Consider the following 25,499-nt stretch of genomic DNA (forward strand, 5'->3'; position numbering starts at 1 on the left):
GGGGCGTTCAGTCGCTGCGGGCGGCCTGTTCGCGGTGCCAGCGCATCCACTGCGCCAACTCGGTGGAAGAGGGGGTGCCGAGCTGTTCCAGTTCGGCGATCACGGCGCGCTGGTTGGCGTCGGGATGGTTCTGGCTCAGCTTGAGCTTGAGCTGCACCTGCTCGACCTGGAAACGGAAGCCGACGATGGCGCGCAGCTCCGGGCCGTGTTCGGCACGCGTGGCATCGAACTGCCAGGCCTGGCCGACACTGGCTTCGAAACGGTCGCTGATCGTACCGACCAGTTCGGCCAGCGCATCAGTGTCGTCGAAGGTCTGCAGCTGGCCACGCAGTTCGGCGGCGGCGTAGTTCCAGGTCGGCACCCGCGCCGCAGGTTCCTTGTCCGGGTACCAGCTGGCCGAGACATAGCCGTGCGGGCCGTCGACCAGCACCTTGGCCGCGCCGCTGTGGCGCGACTGCGGGTTGGCGCGGGCCCAGTGGCCGCGCAGTTCGATCTGTTCGCCGTCACGCCGGTACAGTACCGGCATCCGGGTCAGCTCCGGCAGGCCATCGCTGCCGGGGGTGAGCACGGTGACGAATGGATCGCGCGCCAGCAGGCGGTCCAGCCAGAGCAGGTCGGTCTCGGCGAAGGCGCGCGGGGTGAACATGCTGGGTTCAGGCGCGCCCGCCCAGCGACTGGATCATGCGGCCACGCAGGCCCTCGTCGCTGTCGGCCTGCGGCGGCTGCACTTCGTGCAGGCTGAAGCCGCGCACCAGCGCGTCTTCTTCGTCCAGGCCGTCGTACTCGACGAACTCGGCGTCGAACAGCTGCGAACGGGCGGTGTCTTCGCTGTCATAGCTCAGCGTGTTGCCATCGCTGTCGAGCACTTCGGCGGTGCCGGCCGGGCGCACGCGCAGGCGCGCCCAGATCAGGGTGTTGCCGAGGCTGGCCAGCCACCAGCTGTCGCGCGAGGCGGTGATGTCATTCATGGGTGTGTTACCAGAGCGAGGCCAGCCAGAGCAGGGCGGCCATGCCCAGTCCGGCCAGCAGGGTCAGCAGCGATACCCAGGCCGGCGTCGCCAGCCCGGACAGCGAGCGGTCCGGCTGCTTGCGATAGTCGCGGCGCAGCAGCCAGGCCAGGGCATCGGGCTTGAGGAAGGCGCCGCTGCCGAAGCGCTCGGCGAGCGCCGGATGGCGGTCGCGCACATGCACCAGGGTCAGCGGCCAGAAGATCACGAAGGCACTGAACCCGGCCACTGCAACGCCGACGAAACAGAGGGCGAAGAACAGGGTCATGGGGCAGTACCTCCGTGGTCGTGTGGGGCTTAGAAGTCCGCGCTGCCGGGGGCGCGCGGGTAGGGGATCGCATCGCGGATGTTGGACAGCCCGCAGACGTAGACCACCAGGCGCTCGAAGCCCAGGCCGAAGCCGGCGTGCGGCACCGAACCATAGCGGCGGAAATCGCGGTACCAGCTGTAGTGCTCGCGATCCAGGCCGAACTGGGCCATGCGCGCATCCAGCACGTCCAGGCGCTCTTCGCGCTGGCTGCCGCCGATGATCTCGCCGATGCCCGGGGCCAGCACGTCCATCGCGGCGACGGTCTTGCCGTCGTCGTTCAGGCGCATGTAGAAGGCCTTGATGTGCTCCGGATAGTTGGTCACCACCACCGGGCGGCCGACGTGTTCCTCGGTCAGCCAGCGCTCGTGCTCGGTCTGCAGGTCCAGGCCCCATTCGACCGGGAAGTCGAACTTCCTGCCGGACTTCTGCAGCAGGGTGACCGCATCGGTGTAGTCGATGCGCTCGAACGGTGCGTTGATGAAGTCTTCCAGCTTGGTGATTGCGTTCTTGTCCACGCGCTCGGCGATGAAGGCCAGGTCGTCGCTGCGCTCGTTCAGCACCGCGCGGAACAGGTACTTCAGGAACTCTTCGGCCAGGCGTGCGTCTTCAGCCAGGTCGGCGAAGGCGATTTCCGGCTCGATCATCCAGAATTCCGCCAGGTGGCGGGTGGTGTGGCTGTTCTCGGCGCGGAAGGTCGGGCCGAAGGTGTAGACCTTGCTCAGCGCCAGGCAGTAAGCCTCGACGTTCAGCTGGCCGGACACGGTCAGGAAGGTTTCCTTGCCGAAGAAGTCGCGGCTGAAATCGATCGCGCCCCTCTCATCGCGTGGCAGGTTCACCATGTCCAGGGTGGACACGCGGAACATCTGGCCGGCGCCTTCGGCGTCGGAGGTGGTGATGATCGGGGTGCTGATCCAGTTGAAGCCGTTCTCGTGGAAGAAACGGTGCACGGCCTGGGCCAGGCAGTTGCGGATGCGGGTGACCGCGCCGAACAGGTTGGTGCGCGGGCGCAGGTGTGCCACTTCGCGCAGGAACTCCGGCGACATCGGCTTGGGCTGGATCGGGTAGGTGAGCGGGTCTTCGACCCAGCCGACCACTTCCAGTGCGCTGGCCTGGATCTCGAACGACTGGCCCTTGCCCTGCGACTTCACCAGGGTGCCGGTGGCAATGACCGAGCAGCCGCTGGTCAGGCGCTTGATCTCGTCGAAGTTGGCCAGGCCGTCGCCGGCCACGACCTGGATCGGGGCGAAGCAGGAGCCGTCGCTCACATTCACGAAAGCCAGATTCGCTGAACCGCGCACCGTGCGCACCCATCCGCGTACCGTGACTTCGCCGCCTTCCGGGATCTTCCCGGCAAGCGCATGTTCAACGCTGACCACCGTCATGACTTGAATCCTCTGCTGATCGACTCGATCTGTGAACACGGGAGTTTACCGGTTGCAGCGTTCTGCTTGCGAGGCATTTTTCGCGGCAACGGCTCCTTATAATGTCCCCGTACCTCTGGAGTAGCCCCATGGCCGTCAGCCTGACCCCCATTGCCTTCGAGCGCGTGCAGCGCTTCGTCGCCCAGACCCCCGGCGCGCTGGGCCTGCGTTTCGGCGTGACCAAGACCGGTTGCTCCGGCTGGGGTCACATCACCGACCTGGCCCGCGACGAGCGCGAGGGCGATACCGTGTTCGACCAGGACGGCGTGAAGATCTACGTCGACGCCAAGAGCCTGGCGCTGGTGGACGGCACCGTGATCGACTTCGGCAAGCACGGCCTGAGCGAGACGTTCACGTTCAGCAACCCCAATGCCACCGCCGAGTGTGGCTGCGGCGAGAGCTTCACCACCGACGCCGACAAGGCCTGACGGCCGGCCGCCGGGCATGGCCCTGCGCTGCCAAGGCGTGCTCTGGTAGGTGCCGACCTTGGCCGGCACGCTGGGCTCGGCAGGGACCCCACGGATGGAACGACCGCTTTTCACCTATCACCCCAACGCCTACGCCCTCTCCTTCGACGAGGTCGAAGGAATCTGTGACTGCTGCGGTCAGGCGCGGATGCTTCGTTACCGGGGGCCGTTCTACACGCACCTGCGGCCGGAGTATCTGTGCCCGTGGTGTATTGCCGACGGCAGGGCGGCGGCCAGTTGCGAGGGTGAATTCACCGGCTGGAGCGATATTGAAGGGGTTTCGCCGGATCCGGCCGACCCGCCGCCGACCATCGCCCGTGAGCTGCTGCTGGAGATCTGCGAGCGCACCCCGGGCTATTCGTCCTGGCAGCAATCGGTCTGGTTGAGCCATTGCGAACGGCCCTGCGCCTTCCTCGGCTTCGCCGGCAGCGAAGACCTGCTGCCCATCCTCGACCAGGTCCGGCCCGATGTGGCGGCGGTCAATCCACGCGACGCCGACTGGGTGCTGGCGCACCTGAGCCGGGACGGGATGATGGTCGGCTGCCTGTTCCAGTGCCTGGAATGCGGCCAGCATCGCCTTCACGTCGACCTGGGATAGCTCCCGGCGGAGTCATGGATCGCCCGGGGCCCGGTAGCAGCCAACCTTGGTTGGCACCGGGTGCTCCCCCGGTTCAGGTTGCCTCGTGGCCCGCGGGTTGCCCGGCCACCCCATCTGCGCCATAATGCGCGGCTTCCTGCCTACCCGGCGGGAACCCTTGCCCCACCGCGGTCTCAACGGCGGGGGGCTGTCCGGCCGCGAGGCCACATCCGAAAGGTAGAAAAAACATGAGTCGTCATTACGAAATCGTGTTCATGGTCCACCCGGACCAGAGCGAGCAGGTCCCGGCCATGATCGAGCGCTACAAGTCGCTGGTCGAGAACGGCAACGGCACCATCCACCGTCTGGAAGACTGGGGTCGCCGCCAGCTGGCGTACCCGATCCAGAACCTGGTGAAGGCCCACTACGTGCTGATGAACATCGAAGCCGACCAGGCCGTTCTGAACGAACTGACCGAGAGCTTCCGCTTCAACGACGCCGTGCTGCGCAACCTGGTCATCAAGCGTGACGAGGCTGACACCGAGCAGTCGCTGATCATGAAGAGCAAGGACGAGAAGGGTGACAAGCCGGAGCGCGGTGAGCGCCGTCGTCGTGACGACGAAGAAGGCGAGTCCACCACCACCGCTGACAACGAAGCCGGCGACGACGCCGCTTCTGCCGCCTAAGGAGCCTTCCCATGTCCAAGTTCTTCCGTCGCCGCAAGTTCTGCAAGTTCACGGCTGAAGGTGTGAAGGAGATCGACTACAAGGATCTCAACACCCTGCGCCAGTACCTGACCGAGAACGGCAAGATCGTGCCGAGCCGCGTCACCGGTACCAAGTCGAAGTACCAGCGCCAGCTGGCGACCGCCGTCAAGCGCGCTCGCTTCCTGGCCCTGATCCCGTACACCGACAACCACGACGTCTGATGCCCGGCGGGGCGGCCCGGTGCCGCCCCCGCTGTGCCAGCTATTCGGACAGCCTTTGTTGCGGGGCATCGCCTCGCTAACGAATAACTCATCTGGAGCAATACCATGCAGCTGATCCTCCTGCAGAAAGTCACCAACCTCGGCAACCTGGGCGACCTGGTCGACGTGAAGCCGGGCTACGGCCGTAACTTCCTCGTGCCGCAGGGCAAGGCCGTGCCGGCCACCGAGAGCAACAAGGCCGAGTTCGAAGCCAAGCGCGCCGAGTACGAAGCCAAGGCCCAAGCCATCCACGCCGAAGCTGACGCCCGCAAGGCCAAGCTGGACGGCGCGAGCGTGACCATCCCGGCCAACGCTTCGACCGAAGGCAAGCTGTACGGCTCGGTCGGCGCCCGCGAAATCGCCGATGCCTTCACCGCTGCCGGCCTGCCGGTCAGCAAGAGCGAAGTCATCCTGGGCGAAGGCGCCTTCCGCAACATCGGCGAGTACGACGTGCTGATCCACCTGCACGCCGACGTCGAGACCACCGTCAAGGTTGTCGTCGTCGCCGAAGCCTGATCCCACGCCGCAAGGCCTGGCATCACCGCAGAACGGGCGCCCGCAAGGGTGCCCGTTTTGTTTTATGGCTCCGTTTCGTGGTGTCGGACCACCTCTGGCCGACGGGGTGGGGCTGGACAATGTTCCACGCCCATTCGTAGAACACGGCCACATCGGTATACTCAGGGCGTCACACCCGTTCCACGGGCATCGATCCCAACAGGATCAATGGCTTGGAGGGTAAACGCAGGCCGCTTGCCGGCCCCAGTCCGGAACCCCTATGCGTCTTTCCACGATCAAGCTGTCCGGCTTCAAGTCGTTCGTCGATCCGACCACCCTGCACCTGCCGACCAACATGACCGGCGTGGTGGGGCCCAATGGCTGCGGCAAGTCGAACATCATCGACGCCGTGCGCTGGGTCATGGGCGAGAGTTCGGCCAGCCGCCTGCGCGGCGACTCGCTGACCGACGTGATCTTTTCCGGTTCCAACGCCCGCAAGCCGGTCTCGCAGGCCACGGTCGAGCTGATCTTCGACAACTCCGACCACACGATCTCGGGCGAGTACGCCGCGTTCAACGAAATCTCGGTCAAGCGCACGGTCAGCCGCGACGGTACCAGCAACTACTACCTCAACGGCACCAAGTGCCGCCGCCGCGACATCACCGATCTGTTCCTCGGCACCGGCCTGGGCCCGCGCAGCTACTCGATCATCGAGCAGGGCATGATCAGCCAGATCATCGAGGCACGCCCGGAAGACCTGCGCGTCTACCTGGAAGAGGCGGCCGGCATCTCCAAATACAAGGAGCGCCGCAAGGAGACCGAGACCCGCATCCGCCACACCCGCGAAAACCTGGACCGTCTGGGTGATCTGCGCGACGAGATCAGCAAGCAGCTCGAACACCTGAAGCGCCAAGCCAAGCAGGCCGAGCAGTACCAGGCGCTGCAGGAAGAGCGCCGGGTCAAGGATGCCGAGTGGAAGGCGCTGGAATTCCGTGGTCTCGACGGACGCCTGTCGAAGCTGCGCGAAGGCCTGTCGCAGGAAGAGACCAAGCTGCAGCAGCTGATCGCCGACCAACGCGACGCCGAGGCCCGCATCGAGACCTCGCGGGTACGCCGCGAAGAGGCCGCCGATGCGCTCAACACCGCGCAGGCGGCGGTCTACCAGGTCGGCAGCACGCTGGCGCGCCTGGAACAGCAGATCCAGCACCAGCGCGAGCTGTCGCAGCGCCTGCTCAAGGCACGCGACGAGACCCGTCAGGCATTGGCCGAACTGGGCCAGCACATCAGTGGCGACGAGGCGAAGCTGATGGTGCTGCGTGAGGCAGTGGAGGCCGCCACTCCGCAGCTGGAAGCACTGCAGGAAGAACACGAGATCAAGCAGGAAAGTCTGCGCGAGGCTGAAGACCGGCTGGCGAGCTGGCAGCAGCGCTGGGAACAGCACACCTCGCAGAGTTCGGAGGCCTCGCGCGCCGGCGACGTCGAGCGCACGCGCGTGGACTACCTGGACAAGCAGATCCTCGACGCCGACCGGCGTCGTGAAGCGCTGGCCACCGAACGCGCCGGCCTGGACGTGGATGCGCTGGAAGAAGCCTTCGAGCAGCTGCACCTGCAGCACGACACGCAGAAGACCGCGCTGGATGAATTGAGCGAAGACGTCGAGCTGCGCAAGCAGGGCGTGGCGGCCGTGCAGGAGCAGCAGCGGAATGGCCAGAACGAACTGGCCGAACTGCGCAAGCAGGTCAACGGCCTGCGTGGCCGCCTGGCCTCGCTGGAAACCCTGCAGCAGGCCGCGCTGGGCCAGGAGCAGGGCGCGGCCGTGGCCTGGCTGAAGGCGCGTGGGCTGGATTCGGCGGCGCGTGTCGGCGAACGCCTGGATGTTGATGCCGGTTGGGAAAACGCGGTGGAAAGCGCGCTTGGCCAGTTGATCGAAGGCGTGCTGGTCGATGACCCGGCCAGCCTGGTCGACGCGCTGGGCGAACTGGGCGAGGGCCACATTGCACTGGTCGCCAACGATGGCGCGGACCTGAAGGTCGCGCCGACCTCGCTGGCTGCACGCGTGCGTGGCCCGGCAGCGATCCGGCGCCTGCTGGCGCACCTGCACGGTGCCAGGGATCTGGCCGAAGCCAAGGCGCTGCAGGCCAGCCTGCCGGAAGGCGATTCGATCATCACCCAGGGCGGTGAGCGCCTGGGCGAGGGCTGGTTGCGTGTGTCGCGTTCCGGCGCGGCCCAGCAGGGCGCGCTGCTGCGCGAACGCGAGATCAATGAGCTGCGCGAGCAGATCGAGCAGCTGCAGGACCGCGAAGCCGAACTGGAAGAGCAGCTGAGCGGGTTCCGCGAGCAGCTGCAGGCGGCCGAGCAGCAGCGCGAAGACGCGCAGCGCGCGCTGTACCAGGCCCATCGTGCAGTGTCCGAGCTGGCTGGCCAGCTGCAGGGCCAGCAGGGCAAGGTGGAGGCCGCGCGCACGCGCATCGACCGCATCGAAGGTGAGCTGAAGCAGCTGCAGGACACGCTGGAAGCCAACAACGAGCAGGCGCGTGAGGCGCGCTCGCGGTTGGAGAACGCGGTCAGCAGCATGGGCGACCTGGAATCGACCCGGCAGCGGCTGGAGGGCGAGCGCCGCCAGCTGACCGAGGCCCGCGACCTGGCCCGCGACGCTGCACGTGCGGTGCGCGAGCGGTCGCACTCGCTGGCCCTGACCCTGGAATCGCAGCGGGCGCAGCTGGCCTCACTGAGCCAGGCGTTGGAGCGCATGGGTACCCAGCGCGGGCAGTTGGATTCGCGCCTGGGCGAACTGCATTCGCAGCTGGATGAGGGCGATTCGCCGGTCGAATCGCTGCAGGCCGAACATCAGAACGCATTGGAAGAGCGCGTCCGCGCCGACCGCGTGCTGACCGAGGCGCGCACGTTGCTGGACGGCATCGATGCCGAACTGCGCAACTACGAACAGACCCGCCACCAGCGCGACGAACAGGCGCTGGCCCAGCGCGAACGCATTTCGCAGCGCAAGCTGGACCAGCAGGCGCTGGTGCTCAGCGCGGAGACCCTGCAGGGGGCGGTGGAGAAGGCCGGTTTCGTACTGCAGGACGTGCTCAATGCGCTGCCCGAGGATGCCCGCCTGGGCGACTGGGAGCAGGCCGTGCACCAGATCGATGGCCGCATGCGCCGGCTGGAGCCGGTCAATCTGGCCGCCATCCACGAGTACGGTGAGGCGTCGCAGCGCTCGGACTACCTGGATTCGCAGCACACCGACCTGACCACGGCGCTGGAAACCCTGGAAGATGCGATCCGCAAGATCGACCGCGAGACCCGTGGCCGCTTCAAGGACACCTTCGACCGCGTCAACGCCGGCGTGCAGGCGCTGTACCCGCGCCTGTTCGGCGGTGGCCACGCCTACCTGGAGCTGACCGGTGAAGACCTGCTCGACACCGGTGTGACCATCATGGCGCGTCCGCCGGGCAAGCGCGTGTCCAGCATCTCGCTGCTGTCCGGCGGCGAAAAGGCGATGACTGCGGTGGCGCTGGTGTTCGCCATCTTCCAGCTGAATCCAGCACCGTTCTGCCTGCTGGACGAGGTGGATGCGCCGCTGGACGAAGCCAACGTCGGCCGCCTGGCCAACATGGTCAAGGAAATGAGCGAAAAGGTGCAGTTCCTGTTCGTCAGCCACAACAAGGCGACGATGGAGGCCGCGCACCAGTTGTCGGGCGTGACCATGCGCGAGCCGGGCGTCAGCCGCCTGGTCAGCGTGGACCTGGAAGAAGCCGCGCGATTGGCGGGCGCGGCCTGACGTGCCATCCTAGTTACCTGAATGAACTAGCCGGAGAACCTATCGAATGTCCGACACGGCACTGTTGCGCATCGGCATCCTGGCCGCCGGCCTGCTGTTGATCGCCGCGATCTTCCTGTTTGGCCGTCCGAAGAAGAAGCCCCAGGGCCGCCGCGTGGAAAGCGCGGAACCGAACAGCGGCGAGCGCCGCGAGCCGGTGCTGGGCGAAGACGGCGTCACCGTGGCCGATGGCCGCGTCGAACCGGGCATGGGCACGGAAGGTGAGCAGGCCGAACTCGGCCTGGGCGAAACCGATCCGGGCGCCAGCGACCTCGGCAAGCGCGCCACCCAGGACTTCGACAAGATCGTCTCGCTGTTCGTGGCCGCTCGGGCCGGCGAACAGCTGCGTGGCGAAGACATCGTGGTGGCGGCCGAAAAGACCGGCCTGGTGTTCGGCCACATGAACGTGTTCCACCGCCTGGTGGAAGGCCACCCCGAGCGCGGCCCGATCTTCTCGATGGCCAGCATCATGAAGCCGGGCAGCTTCGACATGGCCAACATCCGTGCCATGGAGACCCCAGCCATCGCCTTCTTCCTGACCCTGCCGGCGCCGCTGACCGCGCTGGATGCCTGGGAGAAAATGCTGCCGACCGTGCAGCGCATGGCCGAGCTGCTGGATGGCGTTGTGCTGGATGACAGCCGCAACGCCCTGGGGCGCCAGCGCATCGCGCACATCCGTGACGAGCTGCGCGCCTATGACCGTCAGCACCAGGCTCCGCCGTTGACCAAGACCCCGCGCTGGTAAGCGCCATGGCGTGCCGACCAACGGTCGGCACCCACAACAGTAGATCCGCGCCAAGCGTGGATGGGGCGAACCAAGGTTCGCCCCCACCAACAGGGTCAGGCCGGTACGCCGGCCACCTTCGCGAACGCATTGCGGAACGCGGCCATCTCCTCTTCGGTGCCGACGGTCACGCGCACGCGCTGTGGCCAGATCGGCCAGCTTCGCCCGATCACCACGCCGTTGTCGGCCATTGCCTTGGCGAACGCGCTGCCATCGCGCCGGACGTCGACCACGAAGCAGTTCGCTTCCGACCGCACGCAGCTGAAACCACGCTTGCCCAGCCACGCGATGGTGGCCTGCCGCACCTTGGCATTCTGCAGGCGGCGCTGAGGAATCAACTGCGGATCGCGCAGGCTGGCCAGTGCAGCGGCCAGTGCCGGCACGGGCAGCGGGTTGTCGCCCAGGCTGGCCAGTTCGCGCAGGCGGTCGGGATGCGCGGCCGCCACGCCCAGTCGCAGGCCGGCCATGCCATAAAGCTTGGAGAACGTGCGCAACACGATCAGGTCGTCGCGCTGCGCCACTTGCGCGATCAGGCTCGGCTGCTCGCTGTACTGCAGGTAGGCCTCGTCCAGCAGCACGCGGGTGGAGGCGGGCTTGTGGGCCAGCAGCCAGGCAAGCTCATCCGGTGGGCTGATCGAGCCGGTCGGGTTGTTCGGGTTGCACACATACAGCAGTCCGGTCGGGCGTGCATGCGCGGCGGCAACCATTGCACGCAGGTCATGTGCGCCGTCGTCGCGCAGCGGCACTTTCTGCACGTGCGCACCGTGTGCGGCGGCGACCTCGCCCAGCGTCTCGAAGGTCGGGTCGGCGACTACCAGTCCCGCCAGCGGGCCGGTCCATAGCACGGCGGCACGGTTCAGCGGTTCGCTGGAACCCGGATACAACCGCGCGTGATCAGCCGGGATGCGTGCCTGTTCGATGAAGGCGTCGCGCACCTGTCCGGCCAGTGCGAAACGGTAGCGGCCGCAACCGGCGATGCTGTCGCGTGCCGCCTGCTGGGCTGCGGGCGAGGGGCCGTAGGGGCATTCGTTGAAATTCAGCAGCACCGCACCTTCGGCGGGGGCGAGGGCGGCGGCGGCGGCTGTCGCGGGTTGGGCATGGCCGAGCTGCGGCAGCCCGCTGCCGGCGACGGCGAGGCCAGCACCGGCCAGTTGCAGGAAGCGTCGACGGGAAGCGGGCAGGGGCACGGGCAGGATTCCGAAGGGCAGACCGTCGCACGCTAGCGCCGGTGAGGGTGGGCGGCAAGCTGCATTTGCAGCGTCGAGCCGTGCTCGACTACAGACGTGCCAACCAAGGTTGGCACCTGCCAGAGCGGAGGGGGGGCAGTCGAGCATGGCTCGACGCTGCAAAAGCGGGGCCGTTACCGGGCCTGACGGCCGGGCGCGGTAGAATTCCCGGCCATCCCAGAACCACCGGATCCCGATGAGCCCCAGCCCAGCCGAACGCGCCGAAGACCTCCGCCGGCAGATCGCCCAGGCCAACCGCGCCTACCACGAGCTGGACGCGCCGGAGATCCCTGACGTCGACTACGACCGGATGGTGCGCGAGCTGGAAGCGCTGGAGCGCGAGCACCCGGAACTGGCCCGTGCCGACAGCCCGACCCAGCAGGTCGGTGCGCGGCCCTCCGGCCGTTTCCCGGAGGTGCGCCACGCGGTACCGATGTTGTCGCTGTCCAATGCCTTCAGCGATGAAGAAGTGGCCGATTTCGTGCGCCGCATCGATGAGCGCCTGGGTCGTCGCAGCCTGCGGTTCTCGGCCGAGCCGAAGATGGACGGCCTGGCGATCAGCCTGCGCTACGAAGAGGGTCATTTCGTGCTCGGCGCGACCCGTGGCGATGGCAGTACCGGCGAGGACGTGACCGCCAACCTGCGCGAGATCGGTGACATTCCCAAGCGCCTGCACGGCAAGGACTGGCCGGATGTGCTGGAGGTACGCGGCGAGGTCTACATGGCGCGCGCCGATTTCGAGGCCTACAACGAACGTGCACGCCAGCACGGTGGCAAGGTGCTGGCCAATCCACGCAACGCCGCGGCCGGCTCGCTGCGCCAGCTCGATCCGAAGATCAGTGCGCAGCGCAGGCTGAGTTTCTTCGCCTACGGCACCGGCGAAGTGCAGGGCGGCGAACTGCCGGACACCCATTCGGGCACCCTGGCCCAGCTCGGTACCTGGGGCTTCCCGGTCAGTGAGCTGTGCAAGGTGGTGGACGGCACCGACGGCCTGCTCGGCTACTACCGCGACATCGGTGAGCGCCGCGATGGCCTGCCGTTCGATATCGATGGCGTGGTCTACAAGCTCGATGACCGTGCGGGTCAGCAGGCGATGGGCTTCGTTTCGCGCGCGCCGCGCTGGGCCATCGCGCACAAGTTCCCGGCGCAGGAACAGAGCACTACCGTGGAGGCCATCGAGATCCAGATCGGCCGCACTGGTGCGGCCACGCCGGTCGCGCGCCTGGCGCCGGTGGCGGTGGCCGGCGTGATCGTGTCCAACGCCACGCTGCACAACGCCGACCAGATCGCACGCCTGGATGTGCGCGTCGGCGACAGCGTGATCGTGCGCCGTGCTGGCGATGTCATTCCCGAAGTGGTCAGCGTCATCCTCGACCGCCGCCCGCAGGGCACCGCGCCGTGGCAGATGCCGACGCGCTGCCCGGTCTGTGGCTCGGAGATCGTGCGTGAGGAGGGGGCAGCGGCGTGGCGTTGTTCGGGCGAACTGTCCTGCCCGGCGCAGCGCAAGGAAGCCATCGCCCATTTCGCTTCGCGCCGCGCGATGGACATCGATGGCCTGGGTGACAAGTACATCGAAACCCTGGTCGACGCCGGCATCGTCAAGAGCGTGGCCGACCTGTACCGCCTCAGCCGTGACCAGCTGCTGCACCTGAAACTGGTACTGGACGCCGAGGATCCGTCAGCACTGGCCGCTGCGCTGAAGCTGCATCTGCCCGCCGAGGGCAGTGGTGCGGTGCTCAATGCAGTGCTGAAGCTGGACGGCAACGATCCGGGCTGGCGTGCGCGGGCGCTGGTGCAGCCGGCCAGCTTCGAATGGAACCCGAAGAAGATCGCCACCAAGTGGGCCGACAACCTGATCGCGGCGATCGACGCCAGTCGTGCTGCCACGCTGGAGCGCCTGCTGTTCGCGCTCGGCATCGAGCATGTGGGCGAAAGCACGGCCAAGGCGCTGGCGCAGTGGTTCGGTGACCTGGAGCTGATCCGCCATCTGCCGTGGCCGTTGTTCAAGCGTGTGCCGGACATCGGTGGCGAAGTGGCGCGCTCGCTCGGCCATTTCTTCGAGCAGCAGGGCAACCAGCAGGCCATCGATGACCTGCTGCAGGTTGGCCAGGTGCGGATCAGCGATGTGCATGCGCCCAGCGCCAAGCTGCGTGAGGGCCTGGATCTGGCACAGCTGCTGGTCGAGTCGGAAATCCCCGGCATCACCCGCCTGCGCGCCGAGAAGCTGGTGGCTGCGCTGCCTGGCGCGCAGGCCGTGCTCGACGCCGAACATGGCCAGTTCGTCAACGCCGGCCTACCGGACGACACCGCGCGTGGCCTGGCTGCGTGGCTCGATGCCGATGGTCATGGCGCGATGCTGCTGGCGGCGGAGAAGGCGATGCAGCAGATCCTGGCCAAGGCGCCGGCGCTGGCCGAGATCGTGGCTGGCCCGCTGGAGGGGCAAACCGTGGTGCTGACCGGCACCCTGGCGCAGCTCACCCGCGATGCCGCCAAGGAGCGCCTGGAGGCCCTCGGCGCGAAGGTCTCCGGCAGCGTCTCAAAGAAGACCAGCTTCGTGGTCGCCGGCACCGAAGCCGGCTCCAAGCTGGACAAGGCGCAATCGCTGGGCGTGCCGGTGTGGGACGAAGACCGCCTGCTGGCCTACCTTGCCGAACACGAATGATGACCCCGCCGGGTGCCTCGCGCCCGGCATGAAACACAAAGGAACACCGATGCAGACCGCTCCGCTGGATTTCCGCCTGGCCACCCGTGCCGACGAGGAACTGTTGATCGCGTTGATGCGCGAGTTCTACGCCGAAGACAGGATCGACTTCGATGACGCGCGCGTGCGTCGCGGTGTGGATGCGCTGCTGGCTGACCCGCGCAATGGCGAAGTGCTGCTGTGGTTGGACGAGGCGGGCGAGGTGGTCGGTTACGCAGTGATCGCGATGGGCTTCAGCCTGGAGCAGGGCGGCCACTTCATGCTGCTGGACGAGCTGTACCTGAGCCATCGCGCGCGCGGTCGTGGCCGCGGCAAGCAGGCGCTGGCCATCTGCGAACAGCGCGCTCGCGGGCGTGGTGTCAGCCGTCTGCGCCTGGAAGTGAACCACCACAACGAACTGGCCCGGCGCCTGTACCTGGCCAGCGGTTACATCGATGACACCCGCGATCTGTTGACCCTGCCGCTGGACCACCCGCGCCCGGAGGGCATCCTGTGAGCGAGGCCCTGCTGCGCATGCTGCAGCAACGCGCCGCGCTCAATGCGCTGGTGCGCCGCTTCTTCGCCGAGCGCGACGTGCTGGAGGTGGAGACGCCGATCCTGTCGGTGGCCGGCAACACCGAGCCGAACATCGACAGCTTCCATACCGATTTCACCGGCCATGTCGATGCCGGCGGACGCCGCCGCTGGCTGCGCACCTCGCCGGAGTATCCGCTCAAGCGCCTGCTGGCGGCGGGCGTGGGTGACTGTTACGAACTGGGCCGGGTGTTCCGCAATGGCGAGGCGGGCGGCCGCCACAATCCGGAGTTCACCATGCTGGAGTGGTACCGGGTCGGTTGGGATCACCATCGCCTGGTGCAGGAAACCGCCGAGCTGGTTGGCCAGGCGCTGGCTCTGGTCGGGCGCAGTGCGACGCTGCGTGTGCTCAGCTACCGCGAGCTGTTCCAGCAGCATGTGGGCGTGGATCCGTTCGATGCTGATGAGGCCGCGCTGCGTGCCGCGCTGGGCGAGGTGCACATCGACCCGGTCGGGCTGACCCGCGATGACTGGCTGGACCTGTTGATGACCCATCGCATCCAGCCGCACTTCGATGACACAGTGATGACCGTGGTCCATGACTGGCCCGCCAGCCAGGCCGCACTGGCACGCATCCGTGCAGGCACGCCGCCGCTGGCGGAGCGTTTCGAGCTGTACCTGGGGGCAGTGGAACTGGCCAACGGCTATCACGAACTGAACGACGCCCACGAGCAGCGTGCGCGTTTCCAGCGCGACCTGCAGCGCCGCCATGAGCGCGGCCAGGTGCAGCCGGCACTGGACGAAGCATTGCTGGCCGCATTGCCCTCGATGCCTGCCTGCGCCGGCGTGGCGGTGGGTGTTGATCGGTTGCTGATGGCGATGAACCGCACGCCGCGTATCGCCGATGTGCTGGCCTACGACTTCGCCCACGCGTGAGCGCGGTGCGCACGTTCCTGAACATCGAAGACTGAACGGAATTCCGCGTTTCTGCGCTTGCTTCGGTAAGCGGGATGATGCTCTTATCACGGCAGATGCCGGACACTGGCACGCAGTTCATCCATTCCTGCTGGGGAAGGCTTTGGTCAAGTGGTTTGCGGTTGTCGCTGCACCGGTGTACTCCATCGCGCTCTGGGGTGCCTGGCTGCCGTCATCGGCGTCGGCCCAGCAGGCGGGCTATGACGGCGAAGTGGTGACCTGCGAATCGCGCGACATGGGCTGGGTGCATTGCGATATCGACGTCAGCAATGGCATCGACCTTGTGCGCCAGCTGTCCAGCAACAGCTGCATCCGTGGCAGCGAGTGGGGCACCGACCGCAGTGGCGTGTGGGTCACCCTGGGCTGCCGGGCCGAGTTCCGTGCGCGTCGAGCGCAAGGTGCAGCGCCTGCGGCAACGGAAGGCAAGCGCCTGGTCCGCCGTGTGGTGCGCTGCGAATCCAATGGCCGCCCGCAGAGTTGCCCGGTGCGCCTGGACGGGGCGCCGGTGCGCCTGCTGCGCCAGTTGTCGGTGCTGCCGTGCCGCGAAGGGCAGGGCTGGGGCTACAAGCGCAATGAAGTCTGGACCAGCCGTGGTTGCCAGGGCGATTTCGAAGTGGCTGACGAGGACGGCCGTTTTGTCGACGTGCCACGCCGCCTGACCTGCGAGTCGAAGTCGAAGAAGCGCCGCTTCTGTGGCGCGAGCATTTCGGTCGGCGCCGTCGTCACCGAACAGTTGTCCAGCACCCCGTGCGAGGAAGGCAACACCTGGGGCTGGAACCGCAACGGGATCTGGGTGGACGGCGGCTGCCGCGCCGAATTCTCGGTGAATTGAGCCGGGGCAGGCTCCAACCGCGCGGGGCGTGGCCCTACAATGGGCCCATGAACACTGCCTCCGACATCGACTACGCCCGTTATGACCACATCCGCCCGATCCTCTGGACCGGCGATGCCCTGCAACTGCTGGACCAGCGCAAGCTGCCGTTCGTGGTCGAGCACGTGGTCTGCCATGACAGTGACGAGGTTGCCGCCGCCATCCACGCGCTGACCGTGCGTGGCGCGCCGGCCATCGGCATTGCCGCGGCCTGGGGCGTGGTGCTGGCCGCACGTGACGTGCAGGCCGCTGATGGCGCGCATGCGCTGCAGCAGTTGGAGCCGGCGCTGCAGCGCCTGAACGCCTCGCGCCCGACCGCCGTCAACCTGGCCTGGGCGCTGGCGCGCATGCGCCGTTGCCTGAACGCCGCTGGCGCCGACTGGAAGGCTCTGCTGGAAGGGGAGGCGCAGGCCATCGCCGAGGAAGACCTGGCCGCCAACCGCCACATGGGTGCGCTGGGTGCGGGCCTGATCGAGGCCGGCAGCGGCGTGCTGACCCATTGCAACACCGGCTCGCTGGCCACCGCCGGCTTCGGTACCGCGTTGGGCGTGATCCGTGCCGGCATGGCCCAGCACCGCATTGCCCGGGTGTTCGCCGGCGAGACCCGGCCGTGGCTGCAGGGCGCGCGCCTGACGGTGTGGGAGCTGCAGCAGGATGGCATCGACGCCACCCTGATTGCCGATTCGGCCGCCTCGCACCTGATGAAGACCGGTGCTGTGCAGTGGGTGATCGTGGGTGCGGACCGCATCTGCGCCAATGGCGATACCGCCAACAAGATCGGTACCTACCAGCTGGCCATTGCCGCGCGCCACCACGGCGTGAAGTTCATGGTCGTGGCGCCGTCCTCGACCGTGGACATGGAAACCGTGGACGGCAGCCAGATCGAGATCGAGCAGCGTGACCCGGGCGAGCTGTACGGCGTGGGCGGTACCCGCACCGTGGCCGAGGGCATCGCCGCCTGGAACCCGGTGTTCGACGTCACTCCGGGCGAGCTGATCGATGCCATCGTGACCGAGCGCGGGGTGATCCTGAACCCGACCGCCGACAACATGCGCGCCGCCTTCGGCGGCTGAGGCGGGCAGGGTCGCGGATGTCTGTAGAGCCGAGCCCACGCTCGGCTCAGCCAGCAAATCCGCCGCAGCCGAGCATGGGCTCGGCGCTACAGGGGCGGTATGGGGCCCTAAGTTCCTGATTTGTGCCGGTAAAATCCCCGTAAAGGGAGGCGGAAAACGGCCTGTTGTGGTAGTATCCACAGGTTGAATCGAGGTTCCGGCACGACCCCCTCCCGCAGAGGGCTGCGCCGGACTGGACCGCTACCAGACAACGGAACCCGAATGGCAGAAACCGCCAAGGAAATCATCCAGGTCAACCTGGAAGACGAGATGCGCAAGAGCTACCTCGATTACGCCATGAGCGTGATCGTGGGCCGCGCGCTCCCGGATGCGCGCGACGGCCTCAAGCCGGTGCATCGCCGCGTGCTGTTCGCGATGAACGAGTTGAACGCGCACAGCAACAAGCCCTACTTCAAGTCGGCACGTATCGTCGGTGACGTCATCGGTAAGTACCACCCGCATGGCGATCAGTCGGTGTACGACACGCTGGTGCGCCTGGCACAGCCGTTCTCGCTGCGCTACATGCTGGTCGATGGCCAGGGTAACTTCGGCTCCATCGACGGCGACTCCGCCGCAGCGATGCGATACACCGAAGCGCGCATGTCGCGCCTCGCGCATGAGCTGATGGCCGACATCGACAAGGAAACCGTCGATTTCCAGCCCAACTACGACGAAAAGGAACTGGAGCCGACGGTCATGCCGACCCGGTTCCCGAACCTGCTGGTCAATGGTTCGGCCGGTATCGCGGTGGGCATGGCGACCAACATCCCGCCGCACAATCTGAGCGAATCGATCAACGCCTGCATCGCGCTGATCGACAACCCGGAAATCGACGTCGACGGCCTGATGGAATACATCCCGGGTCCGGATTTCCCGACCGCCGGCATCATCAATGGCACCGCCGGCATCGTCGCCGGCTACCGCACCGGCCGTGGCCGCGTGCGCATCCGTGCCAAGGCCGATATCGAAGTGGCCGACAACGGCCGCGAATCGATCATCGTCACCGAGATTCCTTACCAGGTGAACAAGGCGCGTCTGATCGAGAAGATCGCCGAGCTGGTCAAGGAAAAGAAGATCGAAGGCATCAGCGAGCTGCGCGATGAGTCCGACAAGGACGGCATGCGCATCTACATCGAGATCAAGCGCGGTGAATCTGCCGAGGTTGTGCTGAACAACCTGTACCAGCAGACGCAGATGGAATCGGTGTTCGGCATCAACATGGTGGCGCTGGTCGATGGCCGCCCGCAGTTGATGAACCTCAAGCAGATGCTGGAGGCGTTCGTCCGCCACCGTCGCGAAGTGGTCACCCGCCGCACCGTGTTCGAGCTGCGCAAGGCGCGTGCCCGTGCCCACGTGCTGGAAGGCCTGACCGTCGCGCTGGCCAACATCGACGAGATGATCGAACTGATCAAGACCTCGCCGAACCCGAACGAAGCACGCGAGCGCATGCTGGCGCGCGTGTGGGAGCCGGGCCTGGTCGGTGCGATGCTGGGCGCCGCCGGTGCCGAAGCCTCGCGTCCGGAAGACCTGCCCAAGGGCGTGGGCCTGATCGAGGGCGGCTACCAGCTGACCGAGATCCAGGCCACCCAGATCCTGGAAATGCGCCTGCACCGCCTGACCGGGCTGGAGCAGGACCGCCTGACCGACGAGTACAAGCAGCTGCTGGAAGTGATCGCCGGGCTGATCCACATCCTGGAAGACCCCGACCGCCTGCTGCAGGTGATCCGCGAAGAGCTGGTCAGCGTCAAGGCCGAGTTCGGCGACGAGCGTCGTACCGAGATCCGCCACAGCGAAGAAGACCTGGACATCCTCGACCTGATCGCGCCGGAAGACGTGGTGGTCACCGTGTCGCACGCCGGTTACGTGAAGCGCCAGCCGGTGAGCGTGTACCGCGCGCAGCGCCGTGGCGGCCGTGGCCGCAGTGCGGCGGCGACCAAGGAAGAGGATTTCATCGAACAGCTGTGGCTGGTCAACACGCATGACACGCTGCTGACCTTCACCAGTTCGGGCAAGGTGTTCTGGCTGCCGGTCTACCAGCTGCCCGAAGCCGGTTCCAACGCTCGTGGCCGTCCGATCATCAACTGGATTCCGCTGGAACCGGGCGAACGCGTGCAGGCCGTGCTGCCGGTGCGCGAGTACGCCGATGGCCAGTTCGTGTTCTTCGCCACGAAGAACGGTACGGTCAAGAAGACCCCGCTGGGCGAGTTCGCCTTCCGTCTGGCCCGCGGCAAGATCGCGATCAACCTCGACGAGGGCGACGCGCTGGTTGGCGTCGGCCTGACCGACGGCGAGCGCGACATCCTGCTGTTCGCCTCCAACGGCAAGACCGTGCGCTTCGGCGAGGACAAGGTCCGCTCGATGGGCCGTACCGCGACCGGCGTGCGTGGCATCAAGATGCCGGCCGGCGAGGAAGTGGTCAGCCTGATCGTGGCCGAAAGTGCCGGTGGCATCGAGGACGAGAACGAGGACGACAACGGTGTCGAAGAAGCCGCCGCCAATGGCGATGCGGTGATCGACGGCGCTGACGACGCCAGCGTGCAGTACATCCTCACCGCCACCGAGAACGGCTATGGCAAGCGCACCCCGCTGCCGGACTACCCGCGCAAGGGCCGTGGTACGCAGGGCGTGATCGGCATCCAGACCACCGAGCGCAACGGCAAGCTGGTCGCCGCGGTGCTGATGGGCTCCAGCGACGAAGTCCTGCTGATCTCCGATGGCGGCACCCTGGTGCGTACGCGTGGCTCGGAAATCAGCCGCGTCGGCCGCAACACCCAGGGCGTCACCCTGATCCGCCTGTCCAAGGACGAGAAGCTGCAGGCGGTGGAGCGCATGGATGCCTCGATCGACGAGGACGAGGACGAGGTGGCGGCTGCCGCCCCGGCCACGACCGACGGCGCCCCGGCTGCGGCCAGCAGCGAGGACGCCGCGCAGGAGTGATCCTGCCGCGAGCCTGAGGTACCCGACGACGCCGGCCCTGTGCCGGCGTCGTCGTATCCGGACGCCACACATACGCGCGCGCTTCACGCCGGCGGTGGGATAAGGGCGCATGCTGCCCCCGGAGATCGACGATGTCCGTCACGCCGCCGTCCGATCCTGCTCCTGTCCGAACCCCGCGCCATCCGCTGGTGACCGTGCTGTCGCTGTTGCTGGTCGTGCTCGGCCTGGTCATCGGCGGGCTCGGCGCATGGCTGCTCAGCCTTGGCGGCTCGGCGTACTACGCCATCGCCGGGCTCGGCCTGCTGGCCAGCGGCCTCCTGCTGTTCGGCAACCGTCGCAGCGGCGCGCTGCTGTACGCGCTGGTGTTCATCGGCACACTGCTGTGGACCTGGTGGGAGTCAGGCAGCGACTACTGGCGTTGGGTGCCGCGCCTGGGCCTCGTTACGGCCCTGGGCATCGTGGTGGCGCTGCTCGCACCGACCCTGCGCGAACCGGTGTCCAAGCGCCTGTCGCGCAGCGTGGCGGGCGTGCTGATGCTGGTGTTCGTAGCTGCCTTCGGCCTGGCCTTTGCGCCGCATGGTGAAGTGGACGGGCACCTGCCGTTCCCGGAAGGCGCGGTCAGCGCCGGACTGGAACCTACGCGCGATACCACGGGCCTGCAGCCGGCTGACCAGCCCGCCGAGGGCGACTGGCCGGCGTGGGGCCGCAGCAATGCGGCCACCCGCTATTCGCCGCTGCAGCAGATCACCCCGGCCAATGTGGCCACGCTGCAGCCGGCCTGGCAGTTCCGTACCGGCGATATGCCGAAGAAGCGCTGGGGCGCGGAAACCACGCCGCTGAAGATTGGCGATCGCCTGTACCTGTGCACCGCGCGCAACCGCCTGATCGCACTCGACGCCGCCAGCGGCAAGGAGCTGTGGCGGTTCGATCCAAGGGTGAAGGATGCTTCGATTCCCTATACCGCTGCCTGTCGCGGTGTGAGCTATTACGAGCAGCCCAGCACGCCGACCGTTGCTGATGCGGCATTGGCCGATGTCGCCGCTGATCTGGCGCTGCCGGAACCGCCGCCCAGCATCACCCGCAGTGTTGCACCGGGCAGTCGTCCGGCATGCTGGGCGCGCATCATCGAAGGCACGCTGGACGGTCGCATCATCGCGGTGGACGCGGACAGCGGCCGTCCCTGCGCGAATTTCGGTAACAACGGCCAGGTCGACATCACCCTGGGCATGGGCGAGGTGCCACCGGGTTACGTGTCGATCAACTCGCCGCCGGCCATCGTGCGCGGCGTGATCGTGACCGGTCATCAGGTGCTCGACGGACAGCGCCGCGATGCGCCCTCGGGCGTGATCCAGGCCTACGATGCCATCACCGGCAAGCTGCGCTGGGCATGGGACATGGACCAGCCCGAGCGCAGCGGCTTGCCGCCGCGCGAGCAGACCTATACGCGCGGCACACCCAACATGTGGACCACCGCCACCGGTGATGAAGCACTGGGGCTGGTCTACCTGCCGCTGGGCAATTCTGCGGGAGACTATTGGAGTGGCTCGCGCACGGAGAGCCAGAACCGCTATGCAACCTCGCTGGTGGCGATCGACGTGGCCACCGGCAAGCCGGTCTGGCATTTCCAGGCGGTGCGCAAGGATGTGTGGGACTACGACCTGGGTTCGCAGGCCAGCCTGATCGACTACCCGACGGCGGCGGGCAAGGTGCCGGCGATCCTGTTGCCGACCAAGCAGGGCGACCTCTATATCCTCGATCGCCGCAACGGCCAGCTGCTTACCGCCGCCGAAGAGCGCAAGGTGCCGGTCGGCGGCGTCGAACCCGAGCAGCGTTCACCCACCCAGCTGTTTTCGCTGTACCACACGCTGCGCCGCGAACATGACCTGACCGAGCGCGACATGTGGGGCATCACCCCGATCGACCAGCTGGTCTGCCGCATCCAGTTCCGCAAGGCGTACTACGAAGGCTTCTACACGCCGCCGAGCAGCGAGCGCCATTCCATCGAGTACCCTGGCTACAACGGCGGCTCGGACTGGGGCAGCGTGTCCATCGATACGCGCCGCGGCGTGATCGTGGCCAACTACAACGACATGCCCAACTACAACCGGCTGGTGCCACGCGCCGAGGCCGACCGGCTGGGCTGGCTGCCACGCGAGAAGATCCGGTTCGACAAGGGCGGTGCAGAAGGCGCGGGCGACCCGCAGGTGGGCACGCCGTATGGCATCCAGGTCAACGCTGGTTGGCGGCTGCCGTTCACCGGCCTGCTGTGCAAGCAGCCGCCCTATGGCGGTATCCGTGCCATCGACCTGCGTACCGGCAAGCTGCTGTGGGACCGTCCATTCGGCAGTGCGCGCGGCAACGGACCGTTCGGCATCCGTTCCGGCCTGCCGATCGAGATCGGCACGCCGAACAATGGTGGTTCGGTGATCACCGCCAGCGGCCTGATCTTCATCGCCGCTGCCACCGATGACCTGCTGCGTGCCATTGATCTGAAGACCGGCAAGGAACTGTGGCATGCCAAGCTGCCCGCGGGCGGCCAGGCCAATCCGATGGTGTACGAGCAGGGCGGGCGCCAGTACGTAGTGATCATGGCCGGCGGCCACCATTTCATGGAAACCCCGAACGGCGATTATGTGATGGCGTTTGCGTTGCCCAGGTAACCGCAATGGGGGCGATGATCCACCCCCATTGCATGACGCTGGATCACACCGTCACCACCACCTTGCCGATCTGCTCGTTCGATTCCAGGTAACGGTGTGCCTCCTGGATCTGCGCAAACGGGAACACCTTGGCAATCTTTGGCGCCAGCGTGCCCTTGTCCAGGCCATCGACGATGAACGCCTTGGCGCGGGCCAGTGCGGCATCGTCAGAAACGATTTCCGAGTACAGATAGCCCTTCAGCGTCAGCGACTTGCCCAGCACGTTGAACAGCGGGAACGGCGTGGGTTCGCTGCTCAGCGCGCCGTACTCCAGCAGGATGCCGGCACGGGCCATCGCTTCGGTGAGCGGCACGAACTGCGGGCCACCGATCGGATCGAACACCACACGGGCACCGGCACCGCCGGTGATGCGCGCCACTTCGGTCACCAGATCCTGCTCCTGGGTGGCGATGACGTGGGCGGCACCGGCATCGAGCAGGGCTTGGCGCTTGCCCGGGCCACGGGTGACCGCGATCGGCGTGGCGCCTACTGCATTGGCGATCTGGATGGCGGCCAGGCCGACGCTGCTGCTGGCGGCGGTAATGATGACGAAATCCCCGGCGGCCAGATGAGCCTGTTCCAGCAGCGCGCCCCAGGCGGTGACGTACTGCATCCACACCGCGGCCGCCGTTTCAAAGTCCAACGCCTGTGGGTGCTTGACCACCAGTCGTGCCGGCACGTTGGCCAGCTCGCCATAGGTGCCCCAGCGCGCGATGTCCAGTGGCGGTATCACGCTGACCGCATCGCCAGCAGTGAAGCCGCTCACCGCACTGCCGACCGCTTCGATCACGCCAGCGGCCTCATAGCCCAGCCGGCTGGGGAACTGCGCTTCCTGCAGATAGGCGCCGTTGCGGAACATCACCTCGGCGCGGTTCAGGCCGATTGCCTTCACCCGGATCTGGACTTCGTCAGGGGCGGGGGCGTGAACGTCGATATCGTCGATGCGCAGCACATCGGCACTGCCATATTCGTGGATGCGGACAATCTGGCTCATGGGGGCTCCGAGGAAGGGCCGACGAGGGCGCCGGCGAAAGGGTCACGGCTACTGTGCGCGTAGTCTGCATCCAGAATAAGGGGTAATCTGGTGTTTCATTGAATAACAATTGTTTGCAATGGACCTGATCGCTCCCCTGCGGACTTTCGCCAAGGTGGCCGAGGTCGGCTCCTTCGCCGCCGCTGCCGAGGCACTGGACCTGTCGCCGCAGCTGGTCGGCAAGCATATCCAGGCGCTGGAGCAGCACCTGGGCATGCGCCTGCTCAACCGCACCACGCGCAAGCAGAGCCTGACCGACTTCGGCCAGGCCTACCTGGCGCGGGCGCGGGTGATCCTGGAGGAAGTGGAGGGCGCCGAGCAATTGGCGGAAGTGGCGCGTGGACGGCCGATGGGGCGCCTGCGCATCAGCGCGCCGGTCACCTTCGGCGTGCACGCACTGGGCCCGGCGGTGGTGGCTTACATGCAGCAGTACCCGGATGTGCAGGTCGATCTGAATCTGTCCAACAGCTTGGTGGACATCGTCGAGGACGGCTACGACCTGGTGTTCCGTACCGGTGACCTGGCCGACAGCGGGCTGGTGGCGCGACGGCTGGGGCCGTATCCGCTCGTCCTATGTGCCTCGCCGGACTACCTGGCTTCGCGCCCGGCCATCACCCATCCCAATGACCTGAGCCGCCACGAGTGCCTGGGCTTCGCGCATTCGATCATCCGCACACGCTGGAGTTTCCGCGATGCCGATGGCAGCGTGCTGACCGTGCCGGTGTCCAGTCGCTTCATGGTCAACCAGGCCGAGCCGCTGCTGACAGCGGCCGTGGGTGGGCTGGGATTGATCCTGCAGCCCTACGAAATGCTTGCCGCTGCGCTGGCGCGTGGTGAACTGGTGGAAGTGCTGCCGGACCACGTGCCGGTATCGACGTGGATCAACCTGGTGTATCCGCGCGACCGCCAGCTGACGCCCAAGCTGCGCAGCTTCCTGGACTTCTGCGTGGCGCGTTTCACAGAGCAGACGATGGCAAGGCGATAGCGTGGCATCGATCAGCATTCCTGTGCTCCCATGCGAAGGACTCGCCCCGTGATGTCTCTCCCGTTGCCGCAGCATGCCGCCCGCGTCCTGCTGCTGGCGTCATTTTCCAGCGCCAGCGTGCTTGCGCAGCAGACGCCTGCGCAGGCGTTGGCCGAGTGGGAGGTGCAAGGGCGCGCGGATGGCCTGGCGCGACCTGATACTGAATGCCAGGATTTCCTGCAGGCAATGGGCCGGAAGCCTCCGGAACTGCAGTATGTAAGCTGCAGCCAGGATGACGTGTCCTACATCAAGCCGATGGAGGCCCACTATCGTGTTTCAGGCGCGCAAGCGGCGCAGGTCGAAGCCTATCTGCACACGGCATTCGGCCTGCCTGCATTGCGCTACGTCTGTTGTGGCTGGAGCAACGGCGCACCCTACTACTGGCGCGAAGGTCCGGATGCGGTGAGGTATCAGATCGGCATGGGGGTGGAATCGCTGCCGTACGAACGGGGCCAATGGCATAGCATCGAGGCATTCAACGTCACCGTCGAGGTGGTGCGGCAGCGTCCCTAGCGTGGATGCGGCGGGCCGATCCATCGTCTAGGATGCGCCCAGGG

22 protein-coding genes are annotated in these 25,499 nt (G+C 66.8%); 16 read left to right on the plus strand and 6 right to left on the minus strand.

Features of this window, described 5'->3' with window-relative positions; genetic code table 11:
• Window positions 1-7: 7 nt before the first annotated feature.
• Genes AC5P8D_RS01510 through asnS form a run of 4 tightly spaced genes read right to left on the minus strand, consistent with a single transcriptional unit; the run spans window position 8 to window position 2,699 of the window.
• On the minus strand, window positions 8-646 hold the full coding sequence (locus tag AC5P8D_RS01510; RefSeq protein ID WP_043398467.1) for an FMN-binding negative transcriptional regulator: 639 nt from the start codon (window positions 644-646) through the stop codon (window positions 8-10).
• 7 nt (window positions 647-653) lie between these two features.
• Window positions 654-968 carry a hypothetical protein gene (locus tag AC5P8D_RS01515; protein WP_006453002.1) on the minus strand — a complete coding sequence of 105 codons (315 nt, stop codon included), beginning with the start codon at window positions 966-968 and terminating at the stop codon, window positions 654-656.
• A 7-nt stretch (window positions 969-975) separates the two neighbouring features.
• Complete coding sequence (locus tag AC5P8D_RS01520; protein ID WP_043398470.1) at window positions 976-1,275, minus strand: hypothetical protein; 300 nt, start codon at window positions 1,273-1,275, stop codon at window positions 976-978.
• Between the two features lie 29 nt (window positions 1,276-1,304).
• Window positions 1,305-2,699, minus strand: a complete 1,395-nt coding sequence (asnS, locus tag AC5P8D_RS01525) for an asparagine--tRNA ligase (protein WP_043398473.1) — start codon at window positions 2,697-2,699, stop codon at window positions 1,305-1,307.
• A gap of 128 nt (window positions 2,700-2,827) precedes the next feature.
• Here asnS and AC5P8D_RS01530 point away from each other — a divergent pair, with 128 nt between their 5' ends.
• The 7 genes from AC5P8D_RS01530 to zipA all read left to right on the plus strand — a co-directional run bounded on the left by AC5P8D_RS01530 (window position 2,828) and on the right by zipA (window position 9,812).
• Entirely contained in the window at window positions 2,828-3,166 is a 339-nt protein-coding gene (locus AC5P8D_RS01530; protein ID WP_006376495.1) for a HesB/IscA family protein, read from the plus strand.
• A gap of 94 nt (window positions 3,167-3,260) precedes the next feature.
• Window positions 3,261-3,803, plus strand: coding sequence for a CbrC family protein (locus AC5P8D_RS01535; protein WP_049455467.1), 543 nt, complete (start codon window positions 3,261-3,263; stop codon window positions 3,801-3,803).
• Window positions 3,804-4,030: 227 nt separating this feature from the next.
• Entirely contained in the window at window positions 4,031-4,468 is a 438-nt protein-coding gene (gene rpsF, locus AC5P8D_RS01540) for a 30S ribosomal protein S6 (RefSeq protein WP_006452997.1), read from the plus strand.
• An 11-nt stretch (window positions 4,469-4,479) separates the two neighbouring features.
• On the plus strand, window positions 4,480-4,710 hold the full coding sequence (rpsR, locus tag AC5P8D_RS01545; protein ID WP_002804494.1) for a 30S ribosomal protein S18: 231 nt from the start codon (window positions 4,480-4,482) through the stop codon (window positions 4,708-4,710).
• 105 nt (window positions 4,711-4,815) lie between these two features.
• Window positions 4,816-5,265, plus strand: a complete 450-nt coding sequence (gene rplI / locus AC5P8D_RS01550; protein WP_043398478.1) for a 50S ribosomal protein L9 — start codon at window positions 4,816-4,818, stop codon at window positions 5,263-5,265.
• A gap of 259 nt (window positions 5,266-5,524) precedes the next feature.
• Window positions 5,525-9,028 carry a chromosome segregation protein SMC gene (gene smc / locus AC5P8D_RS01555; protein ID WP_241885307.1) on the plus strand — a complete coding sequence of 1,168 codons (3,504 nt, stop codon included), beginning with the start codon at window positions 5,525-5,527 and terminating at the stop codon, window positions 9,026-9,028.
• A gap of 46 nt (window positions 9,029-9,074) precedes the next feature.
• Window positions 9,075-9,812 (plus strand): cell division protein ZipA, encoded by a 738-nt coding sequence (gene zipA, locus AC5P8D_RS01560; RefSeq protein WP_010480476.1) that lies wholly within the window; start codon window positions 9,075-9,077, stop codon window positions 9,810-9,812.
• A gap of 95 nt (window positions 9,813-9,907) precedes the next feature.
• On the opposite strand, the gene AC5P8D_RS01565 is transcribed toward zipA, so the two are convergent.
• The gene (locus AC5P8D_RS01565; RefSeq protein WP_414614435.1) at window positions 9,908-11,038 is read right to left on the minus strand and encodes a pyridoxal phosphate-dependent aminotransferase; all 1,131 of its coding nucleotides are present in this window, start codon (window positions 11,036-11,038) and stop codon (window positions 9,908-9,910) included.
• Between the two features lie 229 nt (window positions 11,039-11,267).
• On the opposite strand from AC5P8D_RS01565, the gene ligA reads away from it, so the two are divergent.
• The 7 genes from ligA (at window position 11,268) to AC5P8D_RS01600 (ending at window position 22,846) form a co-directional block, all read left to right on the plus strand.
• On the plus strand, window positions 11,268-13,739 hold the full coding sequence (gene ligA, locus AC5P8D_RS01570; protein WP_329841107.1) for an NAD-dependent DNA ligase LigA: 2,472 nt from the start codon (window positions 11,268-11,270) through the stop codon (window positions 13,737-13,739).
• Window positions 13,740-13,788: 49 nt separating this feature from the next.
• A complete protein-coding gene (locus tag AC5P8D_RS01575) occupies window positions 13,789-14,274 on the plus strand; it encodes a GNAT family N-acetyltransferase (protein WP_010480482.1) in 486 nt (161 codons plus the stop codon).
• Between the two features lie 17 nt (window positions 14,275-14,291).
• Entirely contained in the window at window positions 14,292-15,227 is a 936-nt protein-coding gene (gene epmA / locus AC5P8D_RS01580) for an EF-P lysine aminoacylase EpmA (RefSeq protein ID WP_049482649.1), read from the plus strand.
• 142 nt (window positions 15,228-15,369) lie between these two features.
• Window positions 15,370-16,098: a DUF3011 domain-containing protein gene (locus AC5P8D_RS01585; protein WP_010480486.1), complete on the plus strand. Its 729-nt coding sequence runs from the start codon at window positions 15,370-15,372 to the stop codon at window positions 16,096-16,098.
• A 47-nt stretch (window positions 16,099-16,145) separates the two neighbouring features.
• A complete protein-coding gene (gene mtnA / locus AC5P8D_RS01590; RefSeq protein ID WP_241875137.1) occupies window positions 16,146-17,210 on the plus strand; it encodes an S-methyl-5-thioribose-1-phosphate isomerase in 1,065 nt (354 codons plus the stop codon).
• A gap of 261 nt (window positions 17,211-17,471) precedes the next feature.
• Window positions 17,472-20,186, plus strand: coding sequence for a DNA gyrase subunit A (gene gyrA, locus AC5P8D_RS01595; protein WP_019337314.1), 2,715 nt, complete (start codon window positions 17,472-17,474; stop codon window positions 20,184-20,186).
• Between the two features lie 131 nt (window positions 20,187-20,317).
• Window positions 20,318-22,846, plus strand: coding sequence for a membrane-bound PQQ-dependent dehydrogenase, glucose/quinate/shikimate family (locus tag AC5P8D_RS01600; protein ID WP_134958625.1), 2,529 nt, complete (start codon window positions 20,318-20,320; stop codon window positions 22,844-22,846).
• Window positions 22,847-22,889: 43 nt separating this feature from the next.
• On the opposite strand, the gene AC5P8D_RS01605 is transcribed toward AC5P8D_RS01600, so the two are convergent.
• Window positions 22,890-23,879, minus strand: a complete 990-nt coding sequence (locus tag AC5P8D_RS01605; RefSeq protein ID WP_143994118.1) for a zinc-dependent alcohol dehydrogenase family protein — start codon at window positions 23,877-23,879, stop codon at window positions 22,890-22,892.
• A 118-nt stretch (window positions 23,880-23,997) separates the two neighbouring features.
• Here AC5P8D_RS01605 and AC5P8D_RS01610 point away from each other — a divergent pair, with 118 nt between their 5' ends.
• Together AC5P8D_RS01610 and AC5P8D_RS01615 are read left to right on the plus strand one after the other, a co-directional pair.
• Window positions 23,998-24,903 carry a LysR family transcriptional regulator gene (locus AC5P8D_RS01610; protein WP_057503330.1) on the plus strand — a complete coding sequence of 302 codons (906 nt, stop codon included), beginning with the start codon at window positions 23,998-24,000 and terminating at the stop codon, window positions 24,901-24,903.
• A 51-nt stretch (window positions 24,904-24,954) separates the two neighbouring features.
• Window positions 24,955-25,455, plus strand: coding sequence for a DUF4952 domain-containing protein (locus AC5P8D_RS01615; RefSeq protein ID WP_049455460.1), 501 nt, complete (start codon window positions 24,955-24,957; stop codon window positions 25,453-25,455).
• Window positions 25,456-25,499: the final 44 nt, after the last annotated feature.

It is taken from the genome of Stenotrophomonas sp. YJH_SMC_101-4, from assembly GCF_059370395.1.

What these genes read in the sequence shown, in the direction of transcription:
- AC5P8D_RS01600 (WP_134958625.1), top strand. Translation starts at nt 20,318, where the DNA reads ATGTCCGTCACGCCGCCGTCCGATCCTGCTCCTGTCCGAACCCCGCGC.
- AC5P8D_RS01515 (WP_006453002.1), bottom strand. Translation starts at nt 968, where the DNA reads ATGAATGACATCACCGCCTCGCGCGACAGCTGGTGGCTGGCCAGCCTC.
- epmA (WP_049482649.1), top strand. Translation starts at nt 14,292, where the DNA reads ATGCTGCAGCAACGCGCCGCGCTCAATGCGCTGGTGCGCCGCTTCTTC.
- smc (WP_241885307.1), top strand. Translation starts at nt 5,525, where the DNA reads ATGCGTCTTTCCACGATCAAGCTGTCCGGCTTCAAGTCGTTCGTCGAT.
- AC5P8D_RS01575 (WP_010480482.1), top strand. Translation starts at nt 13,789, where the DNA reads ATGCAGACCGCTCCGCTGGATTTCCGCCTGGCCACCCGTGCCGACGAG.
- rpsR (WP_002804494.1), top strand. Translation starts at nt 4,480, where the DNA reads ATGTCCAAGTTCTTCCGTCGCCGCAAGTTCTGCAAGTTCACGGCTGAA.
- AC5P8D_RS01610 (WP_057503330.1), top strand. Translation starts at nt 23,998, where the DNA reads ATGGACCTGATCGCTCCCCTGCGGACTTTCGCCAAGGTGGCCGAGGTC.
- AC5P8D_RS01510 (WP_043398467.1), bottom strand. Translation starts at nt 646, where the DNA reads ATGTTCACCCCGCGCGCCTTCGCCGAGACCGACCTGCTCTGGCTGGAC.
- gyrA (WP_019337314.1), top strand. Translation starts at nt 17,472, where the DNA reads ATGGCAGAAACCGCCAAGGAAATCATCCAGGTCAACCTGGAAGACGAG.
- AC5P8D_RS01535 (WP_049455467.1), top strand. Translation starts at nt 3,261, where the DNA reads ATGGAACGACCGCTTTTCACCTATCACCCCAACGCCTACGCCCTCTCC.
- AC5P8D_RS01605 (WP_143994118.1), bottom strand. Translation starts at nt 23,879, where the DNA reads ATGAGCCAGATTGTCCGCATCCACGAATATGGCAGTGCCGATGTGCTG.
- AC5P8D_RS01530 (WP_006376495.1), top strand. Translation starts at nt 2,828, where the DNA reads ATGGCCGTCAGCCTGACCCCCATTGCCTTCGAGCGCGTGCAGCGCTTC.
- AC5P8D_RS01520 (WP_043398470.1), bottom strand. Translation starts at nt 1,275, where the DNA reads ATGACCCTGTTCTTCGCCCTCTGTTTCGTCGGCGTTGCAGTGGCCGGG.
- rpsF (WP_006452997.1), top strand. Translation starts at nt 4,031, where the DNA reads ATGAGTCGTCATTACGAAATCGTGTTCATGGTCCACCCGGACCAGAGC.
- asnS (WP_043398473.1), bottom strand. Translation starts at nt 2,699, where the DNA reads ATGACGGTGGTCAGCGTTGAACATGCGCTTGCCGGGAAGATCCCGGAA.
- mtnA (WP_241875137.1), top strand. Translation starts at nt 16,146, where the DNA reads ATGAACACTGCCTCCGACATCGACTACGCCCGTTATGACCACATCCGC.
- AC5P8D_RS01615 (WP_049455460.1), top strand. Translation starts at nt 24,955, where the DNA reads ATGTCTCTCCCGTTGCCGCAGCATGCCGCCCGCGTCCTGCTGCTGGCG.
- zipA (WP_010480476.1), top strand. Translation starts at nt 9,075, where the DNA reads ATGTCCGACACGGCACTGTTGCGCATCGGCATCCTGGCCGCCGGCCTG.
- rplI (WP_043398478.1), top strand. Translation starts at nt 4,816, where the DNA reads ATGCAGCTGATCCTCCTGCAGAAAGTCACCAACCTCGGCAACCTGGGC.